Source organism: Paenibacillus oenotherae (assembly GCF_019443105.1).
GTDB classification, from domain to species: domain Bacteria; phylum Bacillota; class Bacilli; order Paenibacillales; family Paenibacillaceae; genus Paenibacillus_Z; species Paenibacillus_Z oenotherae.
Window position 1 is genome coordinate 21309 of the sequence record NZ_JAHZIJ010000016.1, and the last position, 18292, is coordinate 39600.

At 53.8% G+C, this 18292-nt stretch carries 17 protein-coding genes; all 17 read left to right on the forward strand.

Annotation, left to right across the window (positions count from 1 at the left end):
* The first annotated feature begins 13 nt into the window (after positions 1–13).
* The 17 genes from K0T92_RS18560 (at position 14) to K0T92_RS18640 (ending at position 18282) form a co-directional block, all read left to right on the forward strand.
* A complete protein-coding gene (locus K0T92_RS18560; RefSeq protein ID WP_219873976.1) occupies positions 14–619 on the forward strand; it encodes a WcaF family extracellular polysaccharide biosynthesis acetyltransferase in 606 nt (201 codons plus the stop codon).
* On the forward strand, positions 579–1895 hold the full coding sequence (locus K0T92_RS18565; protein WP_219873977.1) for a glycosyltransferase family 4 protein: 1317 nt from the start codon (positions 579–581) through the stop codon (positions 1893–1895). The genes K0T92_RS18560 and K0T92_RS18565 overlap by 41 nt, the downstream gene beginning before the upstream one ends.
* Positions 1892–2998: a glycosyltransferase gene (locus K0T92_RS18570; RefSeq protein ID WP_219873978.1), complete on the forward strand. Its 1107-nt coding sequence runs from the start codon at positions 1892–1894 to the stop codon at positions 2996–2998. Before K0T92_RS18565 ends, K0T92_RS18570 begins: the two co-directional genes overlap by 4 nt.
* A 6-nt stretch (positions 2999–3004) precedes the next feature.
* Complete coding sequence (gene murB / locus K0T92_RS18575; RefSeq protein WP_219873979.1) at positions 3005–3886, forward strand: UDP-N-acetylmuramate dehydrogenase; 882 nt, start codon at positions 3005–3007, stop codon at positions 3884–3886.
* Between the two features lie 42 nt (positions 3887–3928).
* On the forward strand, positions 3929–5287 hold the full coding sequence (locus tag K0T92_RS18580; RefSeq protein ID WP_246628261.1) for a UDP-N-acetylglucosamine 1-carboxyvinyltransferase: 1359 nt from the start codon (positions 3929–3931) through the stop codon (positions 5285–5287).
* Between the two features lie 32 nt (positions 5288–5319).
* The gene (locus K0T92_RS18585) at positions 5320–6642 is read left to right on the forward strand and encodes an oligosaccharide flippase family protein (protein ID WP_219873980.1); all 1323 of its coding nucleotides are present in this window, start codon (positions 5320–5322) and stop codon (positions 6640–6642) included.
* Between the two features lie 28 nt (positions 6643–6670).
* Positions 6671–7699, forward strand: a complete 1029-nt coding sequence (locus tag K0T92_RS18590; protein ID WP_219873981.1) for a glycosyltransferase family 2 protein — start codon at positions 6671–6673, stop codon at positions 7697–7699.
* A gap of 35 nt (positions 7700–7734) precedes the next feature.
* The gene (locus K0T92_RS18595) at positions 7735–9060 is read left to right on the forward strand and encodes a UDP-glucose dehydrogenase family protein (protein ID WP_219873982.1); all 1326 of its coding nucleotides are present in this window, start codon (positions 7735–7737) and stop codon (positions 9058–9060) included.
* A 48-nt stretch (positions 9061–9108) separates the two neighbouring features.
* Positions 9109–10332: a glycosyltransferase gene (locus K0T92_RS18600; RefSeq protein WP_219873983.1), complete on the forward strand. Its 1224-nt coding sequence runs from the start codon at positions 9109–9111 to the stop codon at positions 10330–10332.
* Positions 10333–10351: 19 nt separating this feature from the next.
* A complete protein-coding gene (locus K0T92_RS18605; RefSeq protein ID WP_219873984.1) occupies positions 10352–11737 on the forward strand; it encodes a sugar phosphate nucleotidyltransferase in 1386 nt (461 codons plus the stop codon).
* A 188-nt stretch (positions 11738–11925) separates the two neighbouring features.
* On the forward strand, positions 11926–13170 hold the full coding sequence (locus K0T92_RS18610) for a sulfotransferase family protein (RefSeq protein WP_219873985.1): 1245 nt from the start codon (positions 11926–11928) through the stop codon (positions 13168–13170).
* Positions 13170–15110, forward strand: a complete 1941-nt coding sequence (locus tag K0T92_RS18615) for an asparagine synthase-related protein (RefSeq protein WP_219873986.1) — start codon at positions 13170–13172, stop codon at positions 15108–15110. Before K0T92_RS18610 ends, K0T92_RS18615 begins: the two co-directional genes overlap by 1 nt.
* 31 nt (positions 15111–15141) lie before the next feature.
* Complete coding sequence (locus K0T92_RS18620) at positions 15142–15270, forward strand: paeninodin family lasso peptide (RefSeq protein WP_219873987.1); 129 nt, start codon at positions 15142–15144, stop codon at positions 15268–15270.
* A gap of 116 nt (positions 15271–15386) precedes the next feature.
* Entirely contained in the window at positions 15387–16316 is a 930-nt protein-coding gene (locus K0T92_RS18625) for a phosphoenolpyruvate carboxykinase (ATP) (RefSeq protein ID WP_219873988.1), read from the forward strand.
* Positions 16317–16631 (forward strand): lasso peptide biosynthesis PqqD family chaperone, encoded by a 315-nt coding sequence (locus tag K0T92_RS18630; protein ID WP_219873989.1) that lies wholly within the window; start codon positions 16317–16319, stop codon positions 16629–16631. It begins immediately after the preceding gene.
* 9 nt (positions 16632–16640) lie between these two features.
* Positions 16641–17108, forward strand: coding sequence for a lasso peptide biosynthesis B2 protein (locus tag K0T92_RS18635; RefSeq protein WP_219874058.1), 468 nt, complete (start codon positions 16641–16643; stop codon positions 17106–17108).
* Between the two features lie 13 nt (positions 17109–17121).
* Positions 17122–18282, forward strand: coding sequence for a nucleotidyltransferase domain-containing protein (locus K0T92_RS18640; RefSeq protein WP_219873990.1), 1161 nt, complete (start codon positions 17122–17124; stop codon positions 18280–18282).
* Positions 18283–18292 lie beyond the last annotated feature (10 nt).

Below are 18292 nucleotides of genomic sequence, written 5' to 3' on the forward strand. Positions count from 1 at the left end.
AGGCTGAGACATAATGAGAAATCTAGTCCGGATCGATCAATACAATCAGGATGGCTATTCCAGAGGGAGAAGCGGACTGGTCGTTCTGCTGTGGTGGTTTGTACAGGGGAGCCTGTTCCGGTATTCAATCCATACGATGGACGGCTGGCGAAGGTGGCTGCTGCTGCTGTTCGGAGCGAAGGTCGGCAAGGGCGTCAAGATCAGATCAACCGCCAGATTCACCTACCCCTGGAAGGTGGCGATTGGCGATCATACATGGATCGGCGATCACGTGGAGTTCTATAGTCTCGATATGATTGCGGTCGGCAGCCACTGCGTTATCTCGCAGCAGTCTTATCTGTGTACAGGCAGCCATCAGATGAATGATCCGGCCTTCGGCCTTCTTACAAAGCCGATTGTTATTCGGGACGGTGCCTGGGTTGCGAGCGGGGCATTCGTCTATCCTGGTGTTACGATTCATGAGATGGCGGTAGCAGGCGCAAGAAGTACAGTTATCAGGGATATTCCGGCGAATGAAGTCCATGTCGGCAGTCCGGCTAACTTTCTCAAATACAGGTTTCAACAAAAGGAAGAGAGCTATGGCTATAGTGAAAAAGAAAAAGAAGCTCTTGTTTATTAATGACTACTTCTACCCGGATGTCGCTTCAACCGGGCAGCTGCTTACGGAATTATGTCTGGAGCTTCAGCATGAATTCGATGTGACGGTCATCGCCTCAAGCGGCTATGCGGACTCTGATGAGGGGAGCGTGCGGAAGCGGCGGCGGATCGTGCAGGAGAAGCTGGAGGGCATCCACATTCACCGCATCGGGCTGAGCAAGCCCGACAAGAAGAGCAAGCTGAGCAGACTGATTCATATATCGGTCTTTTTTGCGCTGGCGTTCCGGGTCATTCTGAAGGAGAAGCGGGTAGCCGCGATCTACACGACCTCTCAGCCGCCGATTCTTGCCGGACTGCTCGGCAGTATGGCCAAGCTGCTGAAGCGATGCAAGTTTGTATATAACATTCAGGACTTTAATCCGGAGCAGGCGGAGGCAGTCAACTTTGTGTCCAGGCGGTGGGTGACGGAGCTCGCGCGCAAGGTGGATAAGTTCAGCTGCAGAAGAGCCGATCATATCGTGCTGGTGGGCAGGGATATGGGCGAGACCTTGAAGAAACGCTTCAAGGGCAAGCCTGTGCCGGAATATACCGTCATCAACAACTGGATTGACGAGCAGTCGGTTACTCCGCTGGCCAAGAGCGATCCCGGAGTCAGCATGTTTCTGCGGGAATATAAGCTGGAGAATAAATTTGTTGTCATGTATTCCGGCAACATTGGCCTCTATTACGATCTTGAGAATCTGATCAAGGTAGCGTCCATGCTGGAAGGGCTGCCGGACGTTAGGTTTGCTTTCGTGGGAGAGGGCGCGGTGAAAGAGGATATGGAGCGGTATGTGCAGACCCATGGCCTCTGCAATGTCGTGTTCATTCCTTATCAGCCGAGAGAGCGTCTTCTCTATTCTCTGAACGCGGCGGATATCCATCTGGTCGTGAATCAGAAGGGGATCAAGGGAGTCAGCGTGCCGAGCAAGGTGTACGGCGTGCTGGCGACAGGCAAGCCGGTGCTGGGCGTGCTGGAGGAGGGCAGCGAGGCGGCGACCTTGATCCAGGAGAGCCGTTCAGGCCTTGTCGTCGAGCCGGGCCAGTATGAGGGCGCGGCCCAGGCGATCCGCACAATCGCGGCTATGTCCGATGAGATGCGGGAGCTTATGGGCATGAGGGGCCGAACCTACCTGGAGGAATATCTGCGCAAGGATGTCTCGCTCATGAAATACAAGCAGCTGTTCGCCAGTCTTGTTGCCGATGGCTTCATCGATGTCGGCAGACCCGCCCGTATGGGGGCGACAGAATCGAAATGACGGTCATTGCCTACTACGTCTCGGACTATGGATATGGCCATGCGAGCAGAGCTGTCGCGATCACCCGGGAGCTGCTGAAGCTGCAGCCCGGCTGTACGGTCATATTCTGCAGCTCGTTTCCGCTGGGGCTGCTGAGAGATTCCTTCGCAGGGGAGCGGCAGGGAGATATCCGGTTCAGGTACGTCGTTAATGATATTGGCTACGTACTGAAGGAGGACTCCACCGAGCCGGATCCCGAGCGGCTTGCCGATTGCTGCCGGAGCTACGTGAGCGGCATGGGGCAAAGGGTTGAGGATGAATGCCGCTTTCTGAGCGATGAGAGTGTGGCGCTCATTCTGTCGGATATCTCTCCGGTCGCCTTTGTTGCCGGGAGCAGGCTCGGCATTACGAGCATCGGCATCTCGAATTTCACTTGGTATACCGCATATGAGGAATGGCTGGGCAAAGAGGAACTGAGCTGGCTGTATGACGCCTACCGGCAAATGGATTATTATTTTGCGCTGTCAGGCGCATCGGAGGAGCCGCAGTGGGGAAGGCGCGGCAGCCTCAGCTTCGACTTCTTCTGCCGGGAGCCTGATGAGCATAAGACGGAGCAGATTGTACGGCAGGTCAACCCCTGTGGAGAGCGCTCTGTTGTATTTTTCGGGCTTGGCATGACGATGAACCGGGAGCAGCTGCAGAGCTGGCGCTTCTGGGAACAGGACAATATCGTATTCCTCGTCTCGCACAACATGCCTGTGAAGAGAAGCAATATCGTTCATATTCCTGCCTGTGAGACGGAATCTCAGCATTATATAGCAGCCTCCGATCTCATCATCACCAAAGCGGGATGGGGGACGGTTGGAGAAGCGGTTTGCCTCGGCAAGCCGCTTCTCTTGCTGTACAGGAGGCAGTTCAAGGAAGACCGCGCCACCGTTCGGGCCGCCAGCGGCAGGGTGAGGATGAGCTTCGTGCTGGAAGAGCGGCTGAAGGCGATGACCACCGAGCTGGAGGATTACCTGGTTCCCAGCCCCGGCGGGGGAAAGCCTGGCGGGAAGGCGGGCAGCGGTGCTGCCGAGGAAATTGCGTCAGCCATCTGTACCATTCAATGGGGAAGGGAGTGAAGCCGGATGTTCCAGGATATTAACTGCACGGTCAAGGAGAACTTCCCGCTTAAAGGGATTACGACGATGGGTGTTGGCGGCAATGCGAGCTATTACGTGGTTCCGAATCGGCTGGAGGATGTGCCGGAGATCAAGCGCAGATGCGATGAAGCGGGAATACCGCTGCTTGTCGTCGGCAAAGGCTCGAATCTCATCGTTAGTGATGAGGGCTACAGGGGCGTTGTCCTTCATGTCGGCAATGGATTGAAGCGGCTGGAGCTGAGAGAAGAGGGGCTATACGGAGAGGCGGGCGTTCCGCTGCCGCTCATCGCGCTGACAATGGCGAAGCAGGGCATTGAAGGGTTCGAGTTCATGGCGGGCATTCCCGGCTCGGTGGGCGGCGCGGTCGTTATGAATGCGGGCTGCCTGGGCAGAGAAACATCCACTGTCCTGCGTTCGGTCACCTGTCTCACTGATACGGGAGAGATGATCGTGAAGCATAAGGATGAGCTGGAGCTGTCGTTCAGATCCAGCTTCTTCCTGGGCCGGAACGATATCATTCTGAGCGCATTGTTCGATGTCCAGTACTCTGACAATCCCGAGGGCGTACGGGAGAAGACGAGGGAGGCGGCGGATATCCGGAAGGGCAAATTCCCGATTAATGTTGCTACGGCGGGGAGCACGTTCAAGAGTCCGCCGGAGGGTCCTCATCCAGGCAAGCTGATTCAGGAGGTTGGCCTCAAGGGCCACCGGATCGGCGGCGCACAGATCAGCGAGGTGCATGGCAACTGGATCATCAATACCGATAATGCGACCTGCGAGGATGTGAAGCGGCTGATTGATTTGATGCAGGAGACTGTTGCCCGGAAGCTGAGCGTTCTGATGGAGCCTGAGGTTTTGTTTGTGTAGGCAGCGGATTGGATTGTGAGCGAGCCATAAATAGAAGAAGGGATGGAGAAGAACATGCTTAATGAAGCTACACGAAAGTTAGGAAACCCGACCATTACGGAGCCTTACCTGCAAATTGAAGGAGGGGTGCCGCTGCGGGGCGAGGTATCGCTCCCCGGCGCCAAAAATTCGGCGCTGCCCGCCATCGTTGCGGCCTGCCTGTCCGACGAAGAGGTGACGCTCCTCAATGTGCCGCTCGATCTTAATGATGTGAAGCAGCTCATCCAGCTCCTTCGCACAGCGGGCGCGCAAGTGCGCATTGAAGGAGACAGCCTGATCTGCAGGGGGGACGGCTGGAAGGGCGGCACGCTCGACGCGCAGCTTGCGGGCAAGATCAGGCATTCGCTGCTGCTGATCGGAGCATCCGCCAATTGGCGTGCGCCGCTGTTCCTTCCGCTTCCCGGCGGCTGCAATATCGGGAACCGCAAGCATGACCTTCATCTGCTGGGGCTTCAGAAGCTTGGCTATGAGATGCAGGAGAGCGATCTCGGCCTGCACTTGATGGAGAGCGGCCCCGACCGGGAATCGGTCATCGAGTTTCATTATCCGACCTTTGGCGGCACTTTGAATGTACTGTTCGCCTCCATACGCTCGGAATCGGTCGTCCTGCTCAAGAATGCGGCGAAAAATCCGGAAATATTGGATGTGATCGAGCTGCTGAGCGGCATGGGTGCCGACATCGCCTGGACCGATGAATCCACGATCCGGATTCGCGGCGTCAGCAAGCTGCATGCGGCGCAGCATACTGTCATGAGCGACCGCATCATTGCCGCGACAGTTATATCCGCAGTCGGCGTGACGAAGGGCGAGGTCATCATCCGCAATTCAACGACCCACATTCTGGAGTCTGAGGTGAAGGTATGGCGGGAGGCCGGGCTTCACATCGAGGAGCTGGACAACGCCATCGCGGTCAAATGGACGGGTACGCTGCAGGGGGTAGACGTTGTAACAGAGGCCTATCCCGGATTCCATACGGACATCCAGCCGCTGCACACCGTCCTCATGACGACAGCTGCGGGAAGCGCCACACTCAAGGAAACGATTCTGGACGGAAGGTTCGAGTATTGCAATGAGCTGAACAAGATGGGAGCGAATATTCGGGTCGTGGACGGCGGATTCCGCTGTGTGAACGGGGCGGAGGGACAGATTGCCGACATCAGGGGCGTAGAGTCTCTCTACGGCACGGATGTTGTCGCAACCGACATTAGAGGCGGCGCCGCAGTAGCTGTTGCCGCGCTTGGCGCAGAGGGAACGACGCGCATTACGAACCTGTACCAGCTGGAACGCGGCTATGGCAATATCGTTGAGCTGTTCAATTCATTGGGCGCCCGGATGAAACGGGTAGAACCGGCCAAGCATTGACGGCAGAGGGCTGCAGCAAAGGAAAAACGACTATGAAAATGGATAAAGCAAGCTTTATATATCAAATATTCTCGACCTTCCTCACCCGGATCATTCTGCTGCTGGGCGGCTTTATCGCATCGGTTCTGACAGCAAGAATTCTCGGTCCGGAAGGCAAGGGAATATTGACGGCGGTGTTCGTTATTCCGACCTTGGTCGTAACGCTCGCTGATCTCGGCATCCGGCAGGCCAGCGCCTATTACATCGGCAAGAAGGAGCACAGCACGGAGGATGTGGCCTCTACGCTGTATCTGCTATGGCTCGTAACATCATGCCTAAGCCTGCTCATTGTAGGTCTTATCTATTGGCTGCAGTTCGGGGACAAATACGGCTGGGCAATCTTTATTATTGTGATGCTCACGATCCCGCTTAATCTGGCTGTCCAGTATACGAAGGGCATTATGCAGGGCAAGACGAGAATCGGCAGCATTAATACTTCAGAGCTGATCAAGGTCGGCCTGAACATTGCTTTTATGGTGCTGCTGGTGCTCGTCTTCAGGATGAACGTGATTGGCGCCGCATTGACGCAGCTGCTGCTGGCTCTTTTTGCCTGGGCGTATTCCATGCGGGTCGTAAGGAAGGATACCGCCGTCAGGCTGAAATATGTGCCTGGCCTGCCGATGCTGTTGATCCGCAAAGGGATTGCTTATGCGGTGGCGCTGTTCGTGCTGCAGCTTAATTACCGGATCGCAGTCGTATTCCTGGAGCATTACACGACAGCGAGCGAGGTCGGCATATTCTCCGTGGGCACAAATTTGGCGGAGCTGATCTGGCAAGTTCCGGCGGCGGTCGGCATGGTCATCTTCGCCAGAAGCGCGAACAGCAAGACCGATGCAGAGGCCGTTCAGCGATCGGTTGCGTTTCTGAAATATTTGATGCCCTTGCTGCTTGCGGGGGGAGTTGTATTCTGGCTCGTATGCCCGTGGATGGTCTCTCTGCTGTACGGCGCAGAATTCGCCTCATCCGCTCTCATCATCCGCTATCTGCTGCCAGGCATATTGATGATGGTCATCTTCAAAGTATTGAATGCCGATATGGCCGGGCGCGGGTTTCCTCTCTATGCGCTATGGGTCGCCACCGCTCCACTGGTACTGAATGTCGTATTGAACTTCCTGCTGATTCCGCAGTACGGAGGCAGCGGCGCGGCAGCCGCCTCGTCCATCTCCTATACGCTGTCGGGCATCCTGTATCTGATTGTCTACTGCCGCAAGGAGAACGTGCAGCTCAAGGTTTTCTTCTCTTATCAATTATCGGATATGAAAGCTATTACGGGTCGTCTGAGCCGCAAACGGCAAACAGCTGCCGCGGGCAAATAGCGATCATACTGCAGCTGGGGTGAATGAAATGTTGGTTTCTATTATTACGGCTTATTACAATCGTGAAGCTCATGTGCTGGAGTCGGTGCAGAGCTTGCTGAATCAGACTTACCGCGATATCGAAATTGTTATCGTGGATGACGGCTCGACGGACAATACGCTTGCGGTGCTGCAGACGATTGACGACCCCAGAGTGCGGATCATCTCTCACACCAACCGCGGGCTTGTCCGCTCGTTTATTGAAGCGGTGGGGCAGGCCAGGGGAGAGATTATCGCGATTCACGGGTCTGGCGATCTCTCCTTGCCGGAGCGGATTGAGCAGCAGGCCGAGGTGCTGCGGAACAATCCGGATATCGGCGTCGTCGGCTGCTATTTTGAGAATTACAATACCGTTCTGAACGAGCGTGTCGTCATTAAGCCGGTGTTGAATGAAGAGCTTGGGATTACGAGGCAGCTTATGAAAGGGAATTTGTTCAGCCACGGCGAGATGATGTTCCGCAAGGAGCTGTATGAGCGGGCTGGAGGCTATCGCGAGTTCTTCATGTATACACAGGATTACGATCTATGGTTAAGAATGAGCCTGCTAACAAGATTCTACGTTGTGCCGGAGATCCTTTACAGGCGGTATGTGCTTGCAGACGGGGTCAGCGGCTCCGTTCACCGGATTATTATGCAGAAGCATTTTGGCGAGATTGCCAGACAGTCGCTTCAGCAGAGGATGAACAATGAGGTGGATATTGTCGGGCAGTATAAGGCTTACTGTCCCTTCTTCAGGCAGCGGACGAAGCGCCTGTCCCACGTGCTGTGCGGGTTGTCGCTCGATTATCTCACCAGAGGAGATGTGGAGAAGGCGCTTATGATCAACCGCAGGAGCGTGTCGGAGTGGCGGACGTTCCGCAATTCGGTCTTTCTTGTCATCATGCTCATTCTTAACCGCTATCAACGGCTAGTCCCGATGTTCATACCGTTAATTCCGAGAATTTATCAGCTCAAGCGGAATATGAAGGGCGCAGTGCGAGCAGTGAAGAGCCTCATATTGAAACCTGCTGTCAAATAGAGCGGCGCTATAGAAAAAGAATAGGAGTGAACCCTATGAATATTGCGGTTATTGGAACCGGATACGTTGGATTAGTATCCGGTGTTTGTTATGCCGAGCTTGGACATGACGTTTACTGTGTGGATAAAGATCCAGCCAAGGTGGAGCTGCTGCAGGGCGGGGAAGTGCCGATCTATGAGCCGGGACTTCAGCCGCTTATGCGCAGCAATGCGGATGCGGGAAGGCTGAAGTTCACGACGGATACAGCCACGGCGATTGCCGGAGCAGAGGTTGTCATCATTGCCGTCGGCACTCCGCCGCTGCCTAACGGGGAAGCGGATATGCAATACATTGAAGTGGCGGCGAAGGAAATCGGGGAAGCGATGAATGGCTACAAGGTCATCTGTGTGAAGAGCACCGTTCCGGTTGGCACGAATGAGCGGGTGCGTGCGATTATTGCGGATTATTACAAGGGAAGCTTCGATAATGCTTCAGTGCCTGAATTTCTCCGTGAAGGAACGGCGGTTCAGGATACGATGAACCCTGATCGTGTCGTCTTCGGCACAGAGAGCAAGCATGCCGCCAGTCTGCTTACCGAATTGCATGCGCCATTGACGAAGGAAATTGTGGTCACGGACATACGCAGCGCGGAGATGATTAAATACGCCTCCAATGCATTCCTGGCAACGAAAATATCGTTCATCAACGAGATTGCCAACATCTGCGAGAAGGTCGGCGCCGATGTATCCGAGGTGGCCAAAGGAATGGGCTATGACCGGCGTATCGGCGCATCCTTCCTGCGGGCCGGAATCGGCTACGGCGGCTCCTGTTTCCCCAAGGATACGAAGGCGCTGATACAGATTGCCGGCAATGTCGCTTATGACTTCAAGCTGCTCAAGGCTGTAGTCGAGGTCAACCAGCATCAGCGCTATGGCGTGCTTGACAAGCTCTTCAACGCGCTTGGCACGTTGAAGGGGAAGACGATTGCGGTATGGGGACTGGCGTTCAAGCCGGAGACGGATGATGTGAGGGAATCGCCAGCGCTGGAGATCGTTGACCGGCTGATTGCACTTGGCGCTGTGCCCAAGGTGTACGATCCTGTCGCGCTTGAGAGCTTCCGCAAAGTATATGATGATCCGGCCATGATGTGGTGTCAATCCGCACAGGAGGCCATACAAGGCAGCGATGCGCTTTGCTTGCTGACGGAATGGAAGGAATTCGTGGAATTCGATCTGGCGGCGATCGAAGCAGCGCTTGCCAATCCGATTCTGATCGACGGCCGGAATGTATACAGCTATGAAGCGGTCAAGGGAACGGGCTTGTCCTACTATCCGGTAGGCAGACCCGTTCATCATATCGAGAGAGAATATGTCCATGGATAGTAGAGGGACGCGCAACAATACGATAGGGACAGTAAGGAGAGAGCCGGAATGAAAATACTGCATGTTACGGTCAATCTCGCCCCCCGCTATGGCGGTGTCGTGCAAGCTGTACTGGACATGGCCGGGGCGCTCGCTGCGAGAGGGCATGAGGTGACGATTTATACGACGAATCAGGATGGGCCGGAGCAGCTCGATGTGCCGCTCAACGAGCCGGTTATGAGGGATGGCGTAGAGGTGCGCTATTTTCCGATTCAGAATCCCCGCTTCTGGGGCACATCGCTGCCGCTTGCCGAGGCATTAAAAGCAGACATCCCCAAATTCGATGTTGTTCATACCCACGGGCTGTACTTATTCCACGATCTGTGTACCGGACACTATTGCCGCAAGCATGGGGTTCCCTATATTATGCAGCCGCACGGAACGCTTGATCCTTACATGTATCAGAGACACCGGTATAGAAAAAGTATCATGGAGACGCTGTTTGGGAACAGAAACATCAAGCGGGCTTCGGGGCTGATCTATACGACAGAGGAAGAGAAAATTCTGGCCAAGCCGTACACGTTCGGGGCGGAAGGATATATCGTGCCTAACGGGCTGGATATGTCGGACTATGAGACCCTGCCCGAGAAGGGACGGTTCCGCAGCCAGTATCCGCAATTGCAGGATCAGAAGATGGTCTTGTTCTTCAGCCGGTTGAATTTCAAGAAGGGGCTCGATATTTTAATCCGGGCCTTCAGCATCGTTCAAGCGCAGCATCCTGACTCCATGCTGGTTATTACGGGGCCTGATAATGAGAATTTCGGAGCCAGAGCAAGAGAGTGGATTCAGGAGGAAGGAATTGAATCGAAGGTGATCTTCACCGGCATGCTGACAGGCCAGGAGAAGCTGGCCGTTCTGCGCGATGCCGATCTGTTCGTGCTTCCTTCCTATTCGGAAAATTTCGGCATTGCAGTTATCGAGGCCATGGTATGCGGAACACCTGTCATGATCTCGGACAAGGTAAATATATGGCGAGAGCTGGAAGCGAATAGAGCGGGAAGAGTGGCGCCATGCAGTCCGGAGCTGTTCGCCGAAGGGATGAATGAGCTGCTGGCTGACAAGGAGCTCTCCACTGCGATGGGACAGAGAGGGCGAGAGCTGGTTCAGAACCTGTATCAATGGGAACGTGTCGGAGAATCTCTGGAGAAGGTATATATGGCTGTCCACCGTGATGCGGGCCAGTCCAGGCCCCGCTTGCAGAAAGTCGTGGCGAATGAAACAAGAAGAATGTGAGTGAAGAGGGGGAACCGGAATGAAGCTGGTCTTATTGTCAGGCGGCTCGGGCAAACGGTTGTGGCCGTTATCCAATGAATCCAGGTCGAAGCAATTTCTGAAGGTGCTTGAGAATGAGGAGAGCGAGCTGGTCTCCATGGTTCAGCGTGTGTGGAGCCAGCTTGTTACCTGCGGGCTTGAAGGATCCAGCTATATTGCGACCAGCAAGTCGCAGGTAGAAATGATGCACAGCCAGATCGGATCGAGGGTGCCGTTAATTATAGAGCCGGAGCGCAGAGATACTTTCGCCGCCATTGCACTGGCAGCAACGTATCTCTATTCTTTTGTCGAGATCGGACTGGATGAAGTGGTGGCTATTCTGCCGGTTGACCCTTATGTGGAGAATCATTTCTTCGAAGCGGTTAAAGAGCTGGAGGAGGTGCTGCGCACTTCCGGCGCGGAGCTGGCGCTTATCGGTGTGAAGCCGACCTATCCATCAACCAAGTACGGGTATATCATCCCCTCTGAAGTGCAGTCGGGGGGACCTGATCAACACTATTACACAGTCAGCCATTTCCGCGAGAAGCCGACAGAGGCGGGGGCTGAGGAACTGATCCGGCAGGACGCCTTGTGGAACTGCGGCGTATTCGCCTTCAAGCTGGGAACGATTATCGGCATGCTGGAGCAGAGAGGTTATCCCATTCAATATGAGGAGCTGGTCAAGAAATACAATACTCTCCCGCAAATCAGCTTCGATTATGAGGTTGTAGAGAAGGCGGCAAGCCTGGTCGTGCTGCCCTATGAGGGGTATTGGAAGGATCTCGGCACCTGGAACACGCTTACAGAAGAGATGAAAAATAAGCAGATCGGCAGAGGGACGATTAGTGAAGACTGCCGCAATACGCATCTCGTCAATGAATTGGATATTCCTGTATCGATCATTGGTGTGTCCAACATTGTCGTTGCCGTCAGTCCAGACGGCATTCTCGTAACAGATAAGGGCGCGAGTCCGCGAATCAAGGATTATACCCAGTATGATCAAGGCCCGATGTATGAGGAGAAGCAGTGGGGCTGGGTTCGTATTCTGGATGATTCGAAGTATGATGACGGGCGAAGCGTGCTGACGAAGCGGGTTGCGATCAAGGAGGGGAGCAATCTGGGCTACCAGATGAACTCCAATCTTGAAGAGGTGTGGACTATTGTGAAGGGTGAAGGGGACTTCATTCAGAACGGCAATTTCATGAAGGTGCAGGCGGGCAATGTGCTCCATATTCCGATGAAGACGCTGCATAGCATTAAGGCGCTCTCGGATCTGGAGGTTATTATTGTGCAAAGCGGCATGGGGCATGCCGGCAATCAGATCGTCCAGCTGTACAGCACATGGGATGAGGTAGCAGAGCATTGCATGAAGCTGTCGGAGAGCTGAATGGGGGATGATGAGGAGGACTATAGGTTCCCGACAAGGAAAAAGGGATATATGTAAACTTTATGTCAGATCCTGACAAGAAAAATTGAAAAATATTTGAAATAAATAGATACAAAACGGATACTATATGTTATAATTGCTACAGTTAGTATCATACAGCAGCATTAATGGATAAGGGCGGAGCCACAATGATCGATTCGAACGGAAATAATCTCATATTTTTGCTCAGCACTCCACGGAGCGGCAGCTCGCTCGCAACCGTAATGCTGCAAAATCATAGCAAACTGTTTGCCACCCAGGAAATGTGGTTTCTGATGAGCTTGTACGATCTGCAGTTTCCTTCACATCGCGCTTACGGGGGCGGGGGAATTATTAAGCAGTTCTTCAACGGCATTCTTCCCGAGGAAACGTTCAAGCAAGCCAGCAGATCATTCGCTCTCCAGGTGTACAACGGATTGCTGTCAAGCAGCGGTGCAGATATGGTCATCGACAAATCCCCGCGCTACTATTACTTGCTGGAATTTATAGATGCGCTGTTTCCGCAAGCGAAGCGAATCTGGCTTATCCGCAACCCTCTATCCGTTATCGCATCGTACAAGAAGGTTAACCAGCATGTGAATGACAGGTTTAACTTGAAGGAAGACTTGGCCCATCCTAATTTCAATATCAAGATGACAGATGTGACGGTTGGGCTGTTCCGCTACTTCTCCTACTTCTCCGGCGAAAGTCCTTATATCCATCGGCTTCATTATGAGGAGATGGTCGCGAAGCCCCGGGAAGAGATGCAGAGACTGTCGGCATTTCTCGGGATATCGTATGAAGAGGGAATGGAGAAATACGGCAATTATATGAACTCGCCCAAATCCGATTTGTATTTCAGCATGGGCGTTGGCGATCCCTTCGTCGGGCAGCATGAGGAGGCCCATCAGGAGTCTATCAACAGCTGGAAGGAAACCTTGGACAAGGAAGAGATTGAGCTGTACTGCCGGACTCTTGGAGCCCGAATCTTCCACGAGCTTGGTTACAGCGAGCAGCTGGCTGAGGCGGAGAGAATAACCGGCGCGCAATTCGGCCTGGAGCCGGATAAGGAGCTGCTGGAGCTGCGTACGAAGCAGCTTGCGGAGCTTACGGGCTGCAAGTGGACAGCGCAGTATCAGCTGCAAGCCGGGGAGGCTGCGGTCAGCGGTACGAGTCAGCCAGCGGCGGAGATGGAAGCTTGCAGAGGCGGAGCCACAACTGCCGAGGTGCTTCAGCTGCAGATTACACTGCGTGCTCTGGAGAACAGGCTGGATAAGAGCTATGCCGAGCAGAAGCGGCTGCGCTCCAGGCTGGAGGCCAAGACAGCGAAGATCAACCGGATCAAATCGCTGGTTCCTTTTGGCAACCGGTTATCCCAACTGGCTTCGGCCTACCTGACGGGAGGGAAGAAATAGTGAGTGCAATTGCCGGTGTTCTGCAATTAAACGAGGGGTACCCTGTTCGCGAAGACGGAGAAATTCTGATGCATGAGCTGAAGCAATTTCGTGCTGATTGCGCCCATAGCTGGCATGATGAGCAAGTCTATCTGGGCTGCCATGCCCAGTGGGTAACTGCAGAATCGGTCAATGAGCGCTTGCCCATCTATGATGCCGAGGGAGGGATCGTTCTTACAGCGGATGCGGTGATCGACAATCGCGATGAACTGTTCGACCGATTGGGGATTCATTCCTCCATCCGGGGTGAGATCAGAGACAGCGAGCTGATTCTGCTGGCTTACCGCAAGTGGAAAGAGAATGCCCCTCGATATCTGGTCGGCGACTTCGCCTTCGTCATCTGGGACCGCAAGCAAGAGATCCTGTTTGGGGCCAGAGATTTATTCGGCAATCGCACGCTCTATTATCACCATCACCAGCATCAAAGGTTCGCTTTCTGCACGACGATGGCACCGCTGCTTGCCCTGCCCCATACAACGAACACGCTTCATCAGCAGTGGCTTGCTGAATTTATGGCGATCCCTGTCATGTTCGAGTCATCGGATCTTACTTCAACGGTATACCGCAATATCGGGCAGCTGCCGCCTGCGCATACTTTTACACTAAGCAGGGGCAAGCTCTCGTTGACGCCCTATCAGTTGGAGAGGGCAACGGAAACGTTGAAGCTTGGGTCGAACGGAGAATATGAAGAGGCGTTCCGCGACCTGTTCGAGCGGGTTGTCCGCTCCAAGATGAGAACCTACCGAAAGGTTGGCGCTACATTAAGCGGAGGGCTTGATTCCGGGGCGGTCGTCAGCTTTGCGGCAAGAAATTTGCGGGAGAATGGCAAGCCTCTATACACCTACAGCTATATTCCGGAACAGGATTTTGCCGATTGGACAGCAAGCGGCAGAATCGCGAATGAAACTCCCTTCATCCAAGCGACGATCAATCATGTAGGGAACATTGCGGATCACTATCTTGACCTGCCGGGGAAAAGTCCGTTATCCGAGGTCGATGATTGGCTGAATGTGCTGGAGATGCCTTACAAGTATTTCGAGAATTCATTCTGGATCAAAGGCATTTTCGAGCGTGCGGAGGAGCAGGGGATCGGTGTACTGCTCACCGGGGCAAGAGGCAACCATACGATATCATGGGGGCCTGCTGTACACTACTACGCGCTGCTGCTCAAACAGCTGCGATGGATTAAGCTTTACCGGGAGATCGGGCTTTACAGCCAGCATCGCGGCATCAGAAGGAAGAAGTTGATTTCCATCATCGGGGGCCAGCTGCTTCATTTCTCGGCCAAAGGCTCATTGATCAATAGCGATCCAACGATGCCGCAGCTGATACATCCCGAATTCGCAAGAAAAACGAAGGTGTACGAGCGGCTTCAGGGGCATGACAGCAGTCTTGGCGGATTTATGAGCAGGGATGCCTCACAGGCGAGAAGAAGCCATCTGCACAACTTGGCGATCGCCAATATGGGAGGGACCAAAGGCACGAAGCTGTCTCTGCGGTATGGTGTGACCGAGCGTGATCCGACATGTGATCCGCGAATCGTGCAGTTCTGCCTGTCCGTACCTGTTGAGCAGTACGTTCAGGATGGGGTTGACCGGGCGCTCATTCGCAGGTCGACTGAGGGCTATCTGCCGGACAAGGTGCGGCTTAACCAGCGAATCAGGGGCGTTCAGGGCGCTGATTGGGTACATCGGATGCTGCCCTCGTGGCCGTCTTTCGTAGAGGAGCTTCAGGAGCTGTGCCGGGATGCGAGAGTTTCGGAGCTGCTCAATATAAGGGAGATCAAGGCTGCCCTATCCCAGATAGGGAAGACGCCAAGACCGGAGCAAGCTTTTCAGCCTGCTGTCAGGTTCTTGATGCGCAGCTTGATTATATATCGCTTCATGAAGAAGATTGTATGAACAGAGGCGCCAATGAAGGGAGGTGAAAAATATGGTTAAAAAGGAATGGCAACAACCAGCTCTGGAAGTGCTTGAAATCAACATGACAATGGCGGGCAAAGGTACGAAATACATCGATTTCGTAAGCCCAAGCGATCTTGACATCACGGACGAGTCCTAGGACTCGGGTACTTATTAAGCTTGTAACTCTCCGGCCCTTATACAATTGCAAAGTTGTATAGGGGCTCTTCTTTAAGAATGGCCTATCTACTTCATGTACGCAAAGGTGTGGGGACAATGATACCTTCCATAGAGACAACAAATTATGAAGCCTTCGGAATGCGGATTGCGAGCCAATTGGCATTGCCGGAGCTGCAGCGTGTTTATATCGATGACGCATACGCGGACATTGAGATTCAATATGGCGACCTGACCCGTGTATGGGCGGAAGCTGCGATTGCCAGGAACTCCTACAACCTGATCGACGGGGGAATTATCTTCACCATTCCGGATACAGCGATCTTCAGTGTGGAGGAAGGCAAAAGGATTACTGTCTCACCGATGGAGAACGGCGACAGCAGCCGCATTCGTCTATTCCTGCTGGGAACGTGCATGGGAATTCTGCTTATGCAGCGCGGCGTTCTTCCACTGCATGGCAGTGCGGTTATTATCGAAGGCAAGGCCTATGCGTTCGTAGGCGATTCCGGGGCAGGGAAATCGACGCTCGCCTCCGCTTTTCTGGGCAAGGGATATCCGCTTGTAAGCGATGATGTCATTGCAGTTTCACTGGATCCGGATGGCATTCCAATCGTTACGCCTTCCTATCCGCAGCAGAAATTATGGCAGGAGAGCATCGACCAGCTGGGATTGGCGGCGAATCAATATCAGCCGCTGTATGGAAGAGTCAATAAATACGCGATACCTGTAGCCTCCGCTTTCCACACACAGCCGGTTCCGCTGGGCGGAGTATTCGAGCTGTGCAAGGTTGAAGGCGAGGAGACAAAGCTGTGCGAGATTGAACGTCTGGGGCGGTTTCCGCTGCTGGTGCGGCATACGTACCGGAATGCGCTCATTTCACTGCTGCAGCTGGAGCAATGGCACTTCGCCACCTCGGCGGCAGTTATAAGCAAGATCGGGGTTTATCAGCTGCAACGGCCATCTGCCGGATTTACCGTCCAGCGTATGGCTGCGCAAATTTTGGAGCTTACACGAAAAGGAGTGTCGTGAATGATGGCAAATGGAACCCTGACCATGGGGCATATCATTGCCCAGACGAAAGGCAACCTCGTCAGCAATATGGATAATGACAAAGTATTGATGAGCATCAACAGCGGCAAATATTACAATCTCGGCGGGATTGGCGGGAAAATCTGGGAGCTGATTGAAACTCCGGTATCGGTAGAGGAGATCGTGGCTGCTCTTACGGTGGAATATGAGGTTGGCACAGCGGAGTGCAGCAGCCAGGTGCTTGCCTTTCTGCACAATCTGCTGCAGGAGCAGCTTATTGAAGCGAACGTCGGAGCCGGCATCCATTCGAAGTAAGAGAGGCGAATTGACATGATGGCTAAAGCGAAAGTATTTATGTCCATGCGCCCGCATATGAGACGTCTTGTTCTGGAGAGCTTCATTTACTTGGCATGGGCGAGAATACTGAAGGCGATGCCCTTCGCCAGAGTTGCTCCTTCCCTGGGCAAGCAGCTGGAAGAAACGACATACGCCCGCGACAAAACGAATGAACGGCTGCTGCATCAGGTTTCACGGGCAGTCCATCTCGCCAGCCGCCATACGTGGTGGGAGAGCAAATGTCTGGTCATGGCAATAGCGGCGATGAAGATGCTTGAACGCCGGCGCATCGGCAGCACCCTCTACTTGGGTACCGCCAAGGATGCCGTTACCGGGAGAATGGTGGCGCATGCCTGGCTTAGAAGCGGTGTGCTCTATTTGACCGGGGCGGATGAAATGTCCAAATATACGGTTGTAGCTACATTCGGGAAAACAATCCCGCACAAAGAGAACTGAAGGGGTACTGGATATGGAGATGGGTATCAGGCTTGACAGGAGCTGCTTTCCTAAGGAATTAGACTTGATGAATGCCATTCTGGGCATGGACAATGATTCGGCTGGCGGAGCTCGTGCCGGCAACCTGACGGACATTGACTGGAGTCGTTTTCTTGAGCTGGTGGGACATCATCGCGCATATCCGATTGTATACTCCAATTGCAAGAAGCTGGATGAGCCGCTGCTCCCTGCCGAGGTTGTGCAGGCGCTGTACGGTGATTACAGCAGGAATACGTTCCGTATGCTGCATTTGACCGGGCAGCTGGAGAAGGCTGCCGCTCTGTTCGCAGCGCATCAAATCCCTTCGCTGGTGCTGAAGGGCCCTGTTCTGGCGGATGTTCTGTATGGCGATCTTTCCATGCGCACCTCCAAGGATCTGGATATTCTCATTCCGGTCAGTGAGATCGAGAAGGTTCATGAGCTTATGCTGCAGCTCGGTTATGTAGCGGACAATGAGCATACACGCATCATCCATGATTGGAAGACCAAATATCATAATCTCTCTTATTATCATGCGGAGAACGGGATCGAAATCGAAATACACTGGCGGCTTAATCCTGAAGGAGGGGAACCTTCCTTCCAAGAATTGTGGGAACGAAAACAAATCAGTTCTCTCGCCAGCCAGCCTCTGTATACGCTGGGCCAGGAAGACTTGTTTATGTATCTTGCTTCGCATGGCGCGCGTCACGGCTGGTTTCGGCTGCGCTGGTTGACTGATATCGATAGATTGTTAGGCAAAGGACTTCAGTGGGAGCTGCTGCTGCCCATGCTGAGGCAATACGGGCTAGAGGCCATTGGAGGCCAGACCTTCATTCTCTTGCACAGCTTGCTTCGCACTCCGCTGAATGAAGAGATGAGGGCGCTGGCTTCTGATCCCTTCTCTGTCCGGTTGGCCGGAGCGGCGCTTGCCTTTATTAATGGAACGGAAAGTCCGAATTCCAGTCTGCGCTACAGACAGTATCTGCTATCCTTGCAGACCAAGCGGGGCCAATGGAGCTCAATCCTCCGGCTGCTGCACCCGACTATTAATGATACACGGACATTATCGCTGCCCAGACCTTTATATTTCTTATACTTCTTCTTGCGTCCGTTCCTCTGGTTCTGGCGGCAATTGAAGCATCAAGCTTCATCATAAGGTGGGATGG

What these genes read in the sequence shown, in the direction of transcription:
- K0T92_RS18560 (WP_219873976.1), top strand. Translation starts at nt 14, where the DNA reads ATGAGAAATCTAGTCCGGATCGATCAATACAATCAGGATGGCTATTCC.
- K0T92_RS18565 (WP_219873977.1), top strand. Translation starts at nt 579, where the DNA reads ATGGCTATAGTGAAAAAGAAAAAGAAGCTCTTGTTTATTAATGACTAC.
- K0T92_RS18570 (WP_219873978.1), top strand. Translation starts at nt 1,892, where the DNA reads ATGACGGTCATTGCCTACTACGTCTCGGACTATGGATATGGCCATGCG.
- murB (WP_219873979.1), top strand. Translation starts at nt 3,005, where the DNA reads ATGTTCCAGGATATTAACTGCACGGTCAAGGAGAACTTCCCGCTTAAA.
- K0T92_RS18580 (WP_246628261.1), top strand. Translation starts at nt 3,929, where the DNA reads ATGGAGAAGAACATGCTTAATGAAGCTACACGAAAGTTAGGAAACCCG.
- K0T92_RS18585 (WP_219873980.1), top strand. Translation starts at nt 5,320, where the DNA reads ATGAAAATGGATAAAGCAAGCTTTATATATCAAATATTCTCGACCTTC.
- K0T92_RS18590 (WP_219873981.1), top strand. Translation starts at nt 6,671, where the DNA reads ATGTTGGTTTCTATTATTACGGCTTATTACAATCGTGAAGCTCATGTG.
- K0T92_RS18595 (WP_219873982.1), top strand. Translation starts at nt 7,735, where the DNA reads ATGAATATTGCGGTTATTGGAACCGGATACGTTGGATTAGTATCCGGT.
- K0T92_RS18600 (WP_219873983.1), top strand. Translation starts at nt 9,109, where the DNA reads ATGAAAATACTGCATGTTACGGTCAATCTCGCCCCCCGCTATGGCGGT.
- K0T92_RS18605 (WP_219873984.1), top strand. Translation starts at nt 10,352, where the DNA reads ATGAAGCTGGTCTTATTGTCAGGCGGCTCGGGCAAACGGTTGTGGCCG.
- K0T92_RS18610 (WP_219873985.1), top strand. Translation starts at nt 11,926, where the DNA reads ATGATCGATTCGAACGGAAATAATCTCATATTTTTGCTCAGCACTCCA.
- K0T92_RS18620 (WP_219873987.1), top strand. Translation starts at nt 15,142, where the DNA reads ATGGTTAAAAAGGAATGGCAACAACCAGCTCTGGAAGTGCTTGAAATC.
- K0T92_RS18625 (WP_219873988.1), top strand. Translation starts at nt 15,387, where the DNA reads ATGATACCTTCCATAGAGACAACAAATTATGAAGCCTTCGGAATGCGG.
- K0T92_RS18630 (WP_219873989.1), top strand. Translation starts at nt 16,317, where the DNA reads ATGATGGCAAATGGAACCCTGACCATGGGGCATATCATTGCCCAGACG.
- K0T92_RS18640 (WP_219873990.1), top strand. Translation starts at nt 17,122, where the DNA reads ATGGAGATGGGTATCAGGCTTGACAGGAGCTGCTTTCCTAAGGAATTA.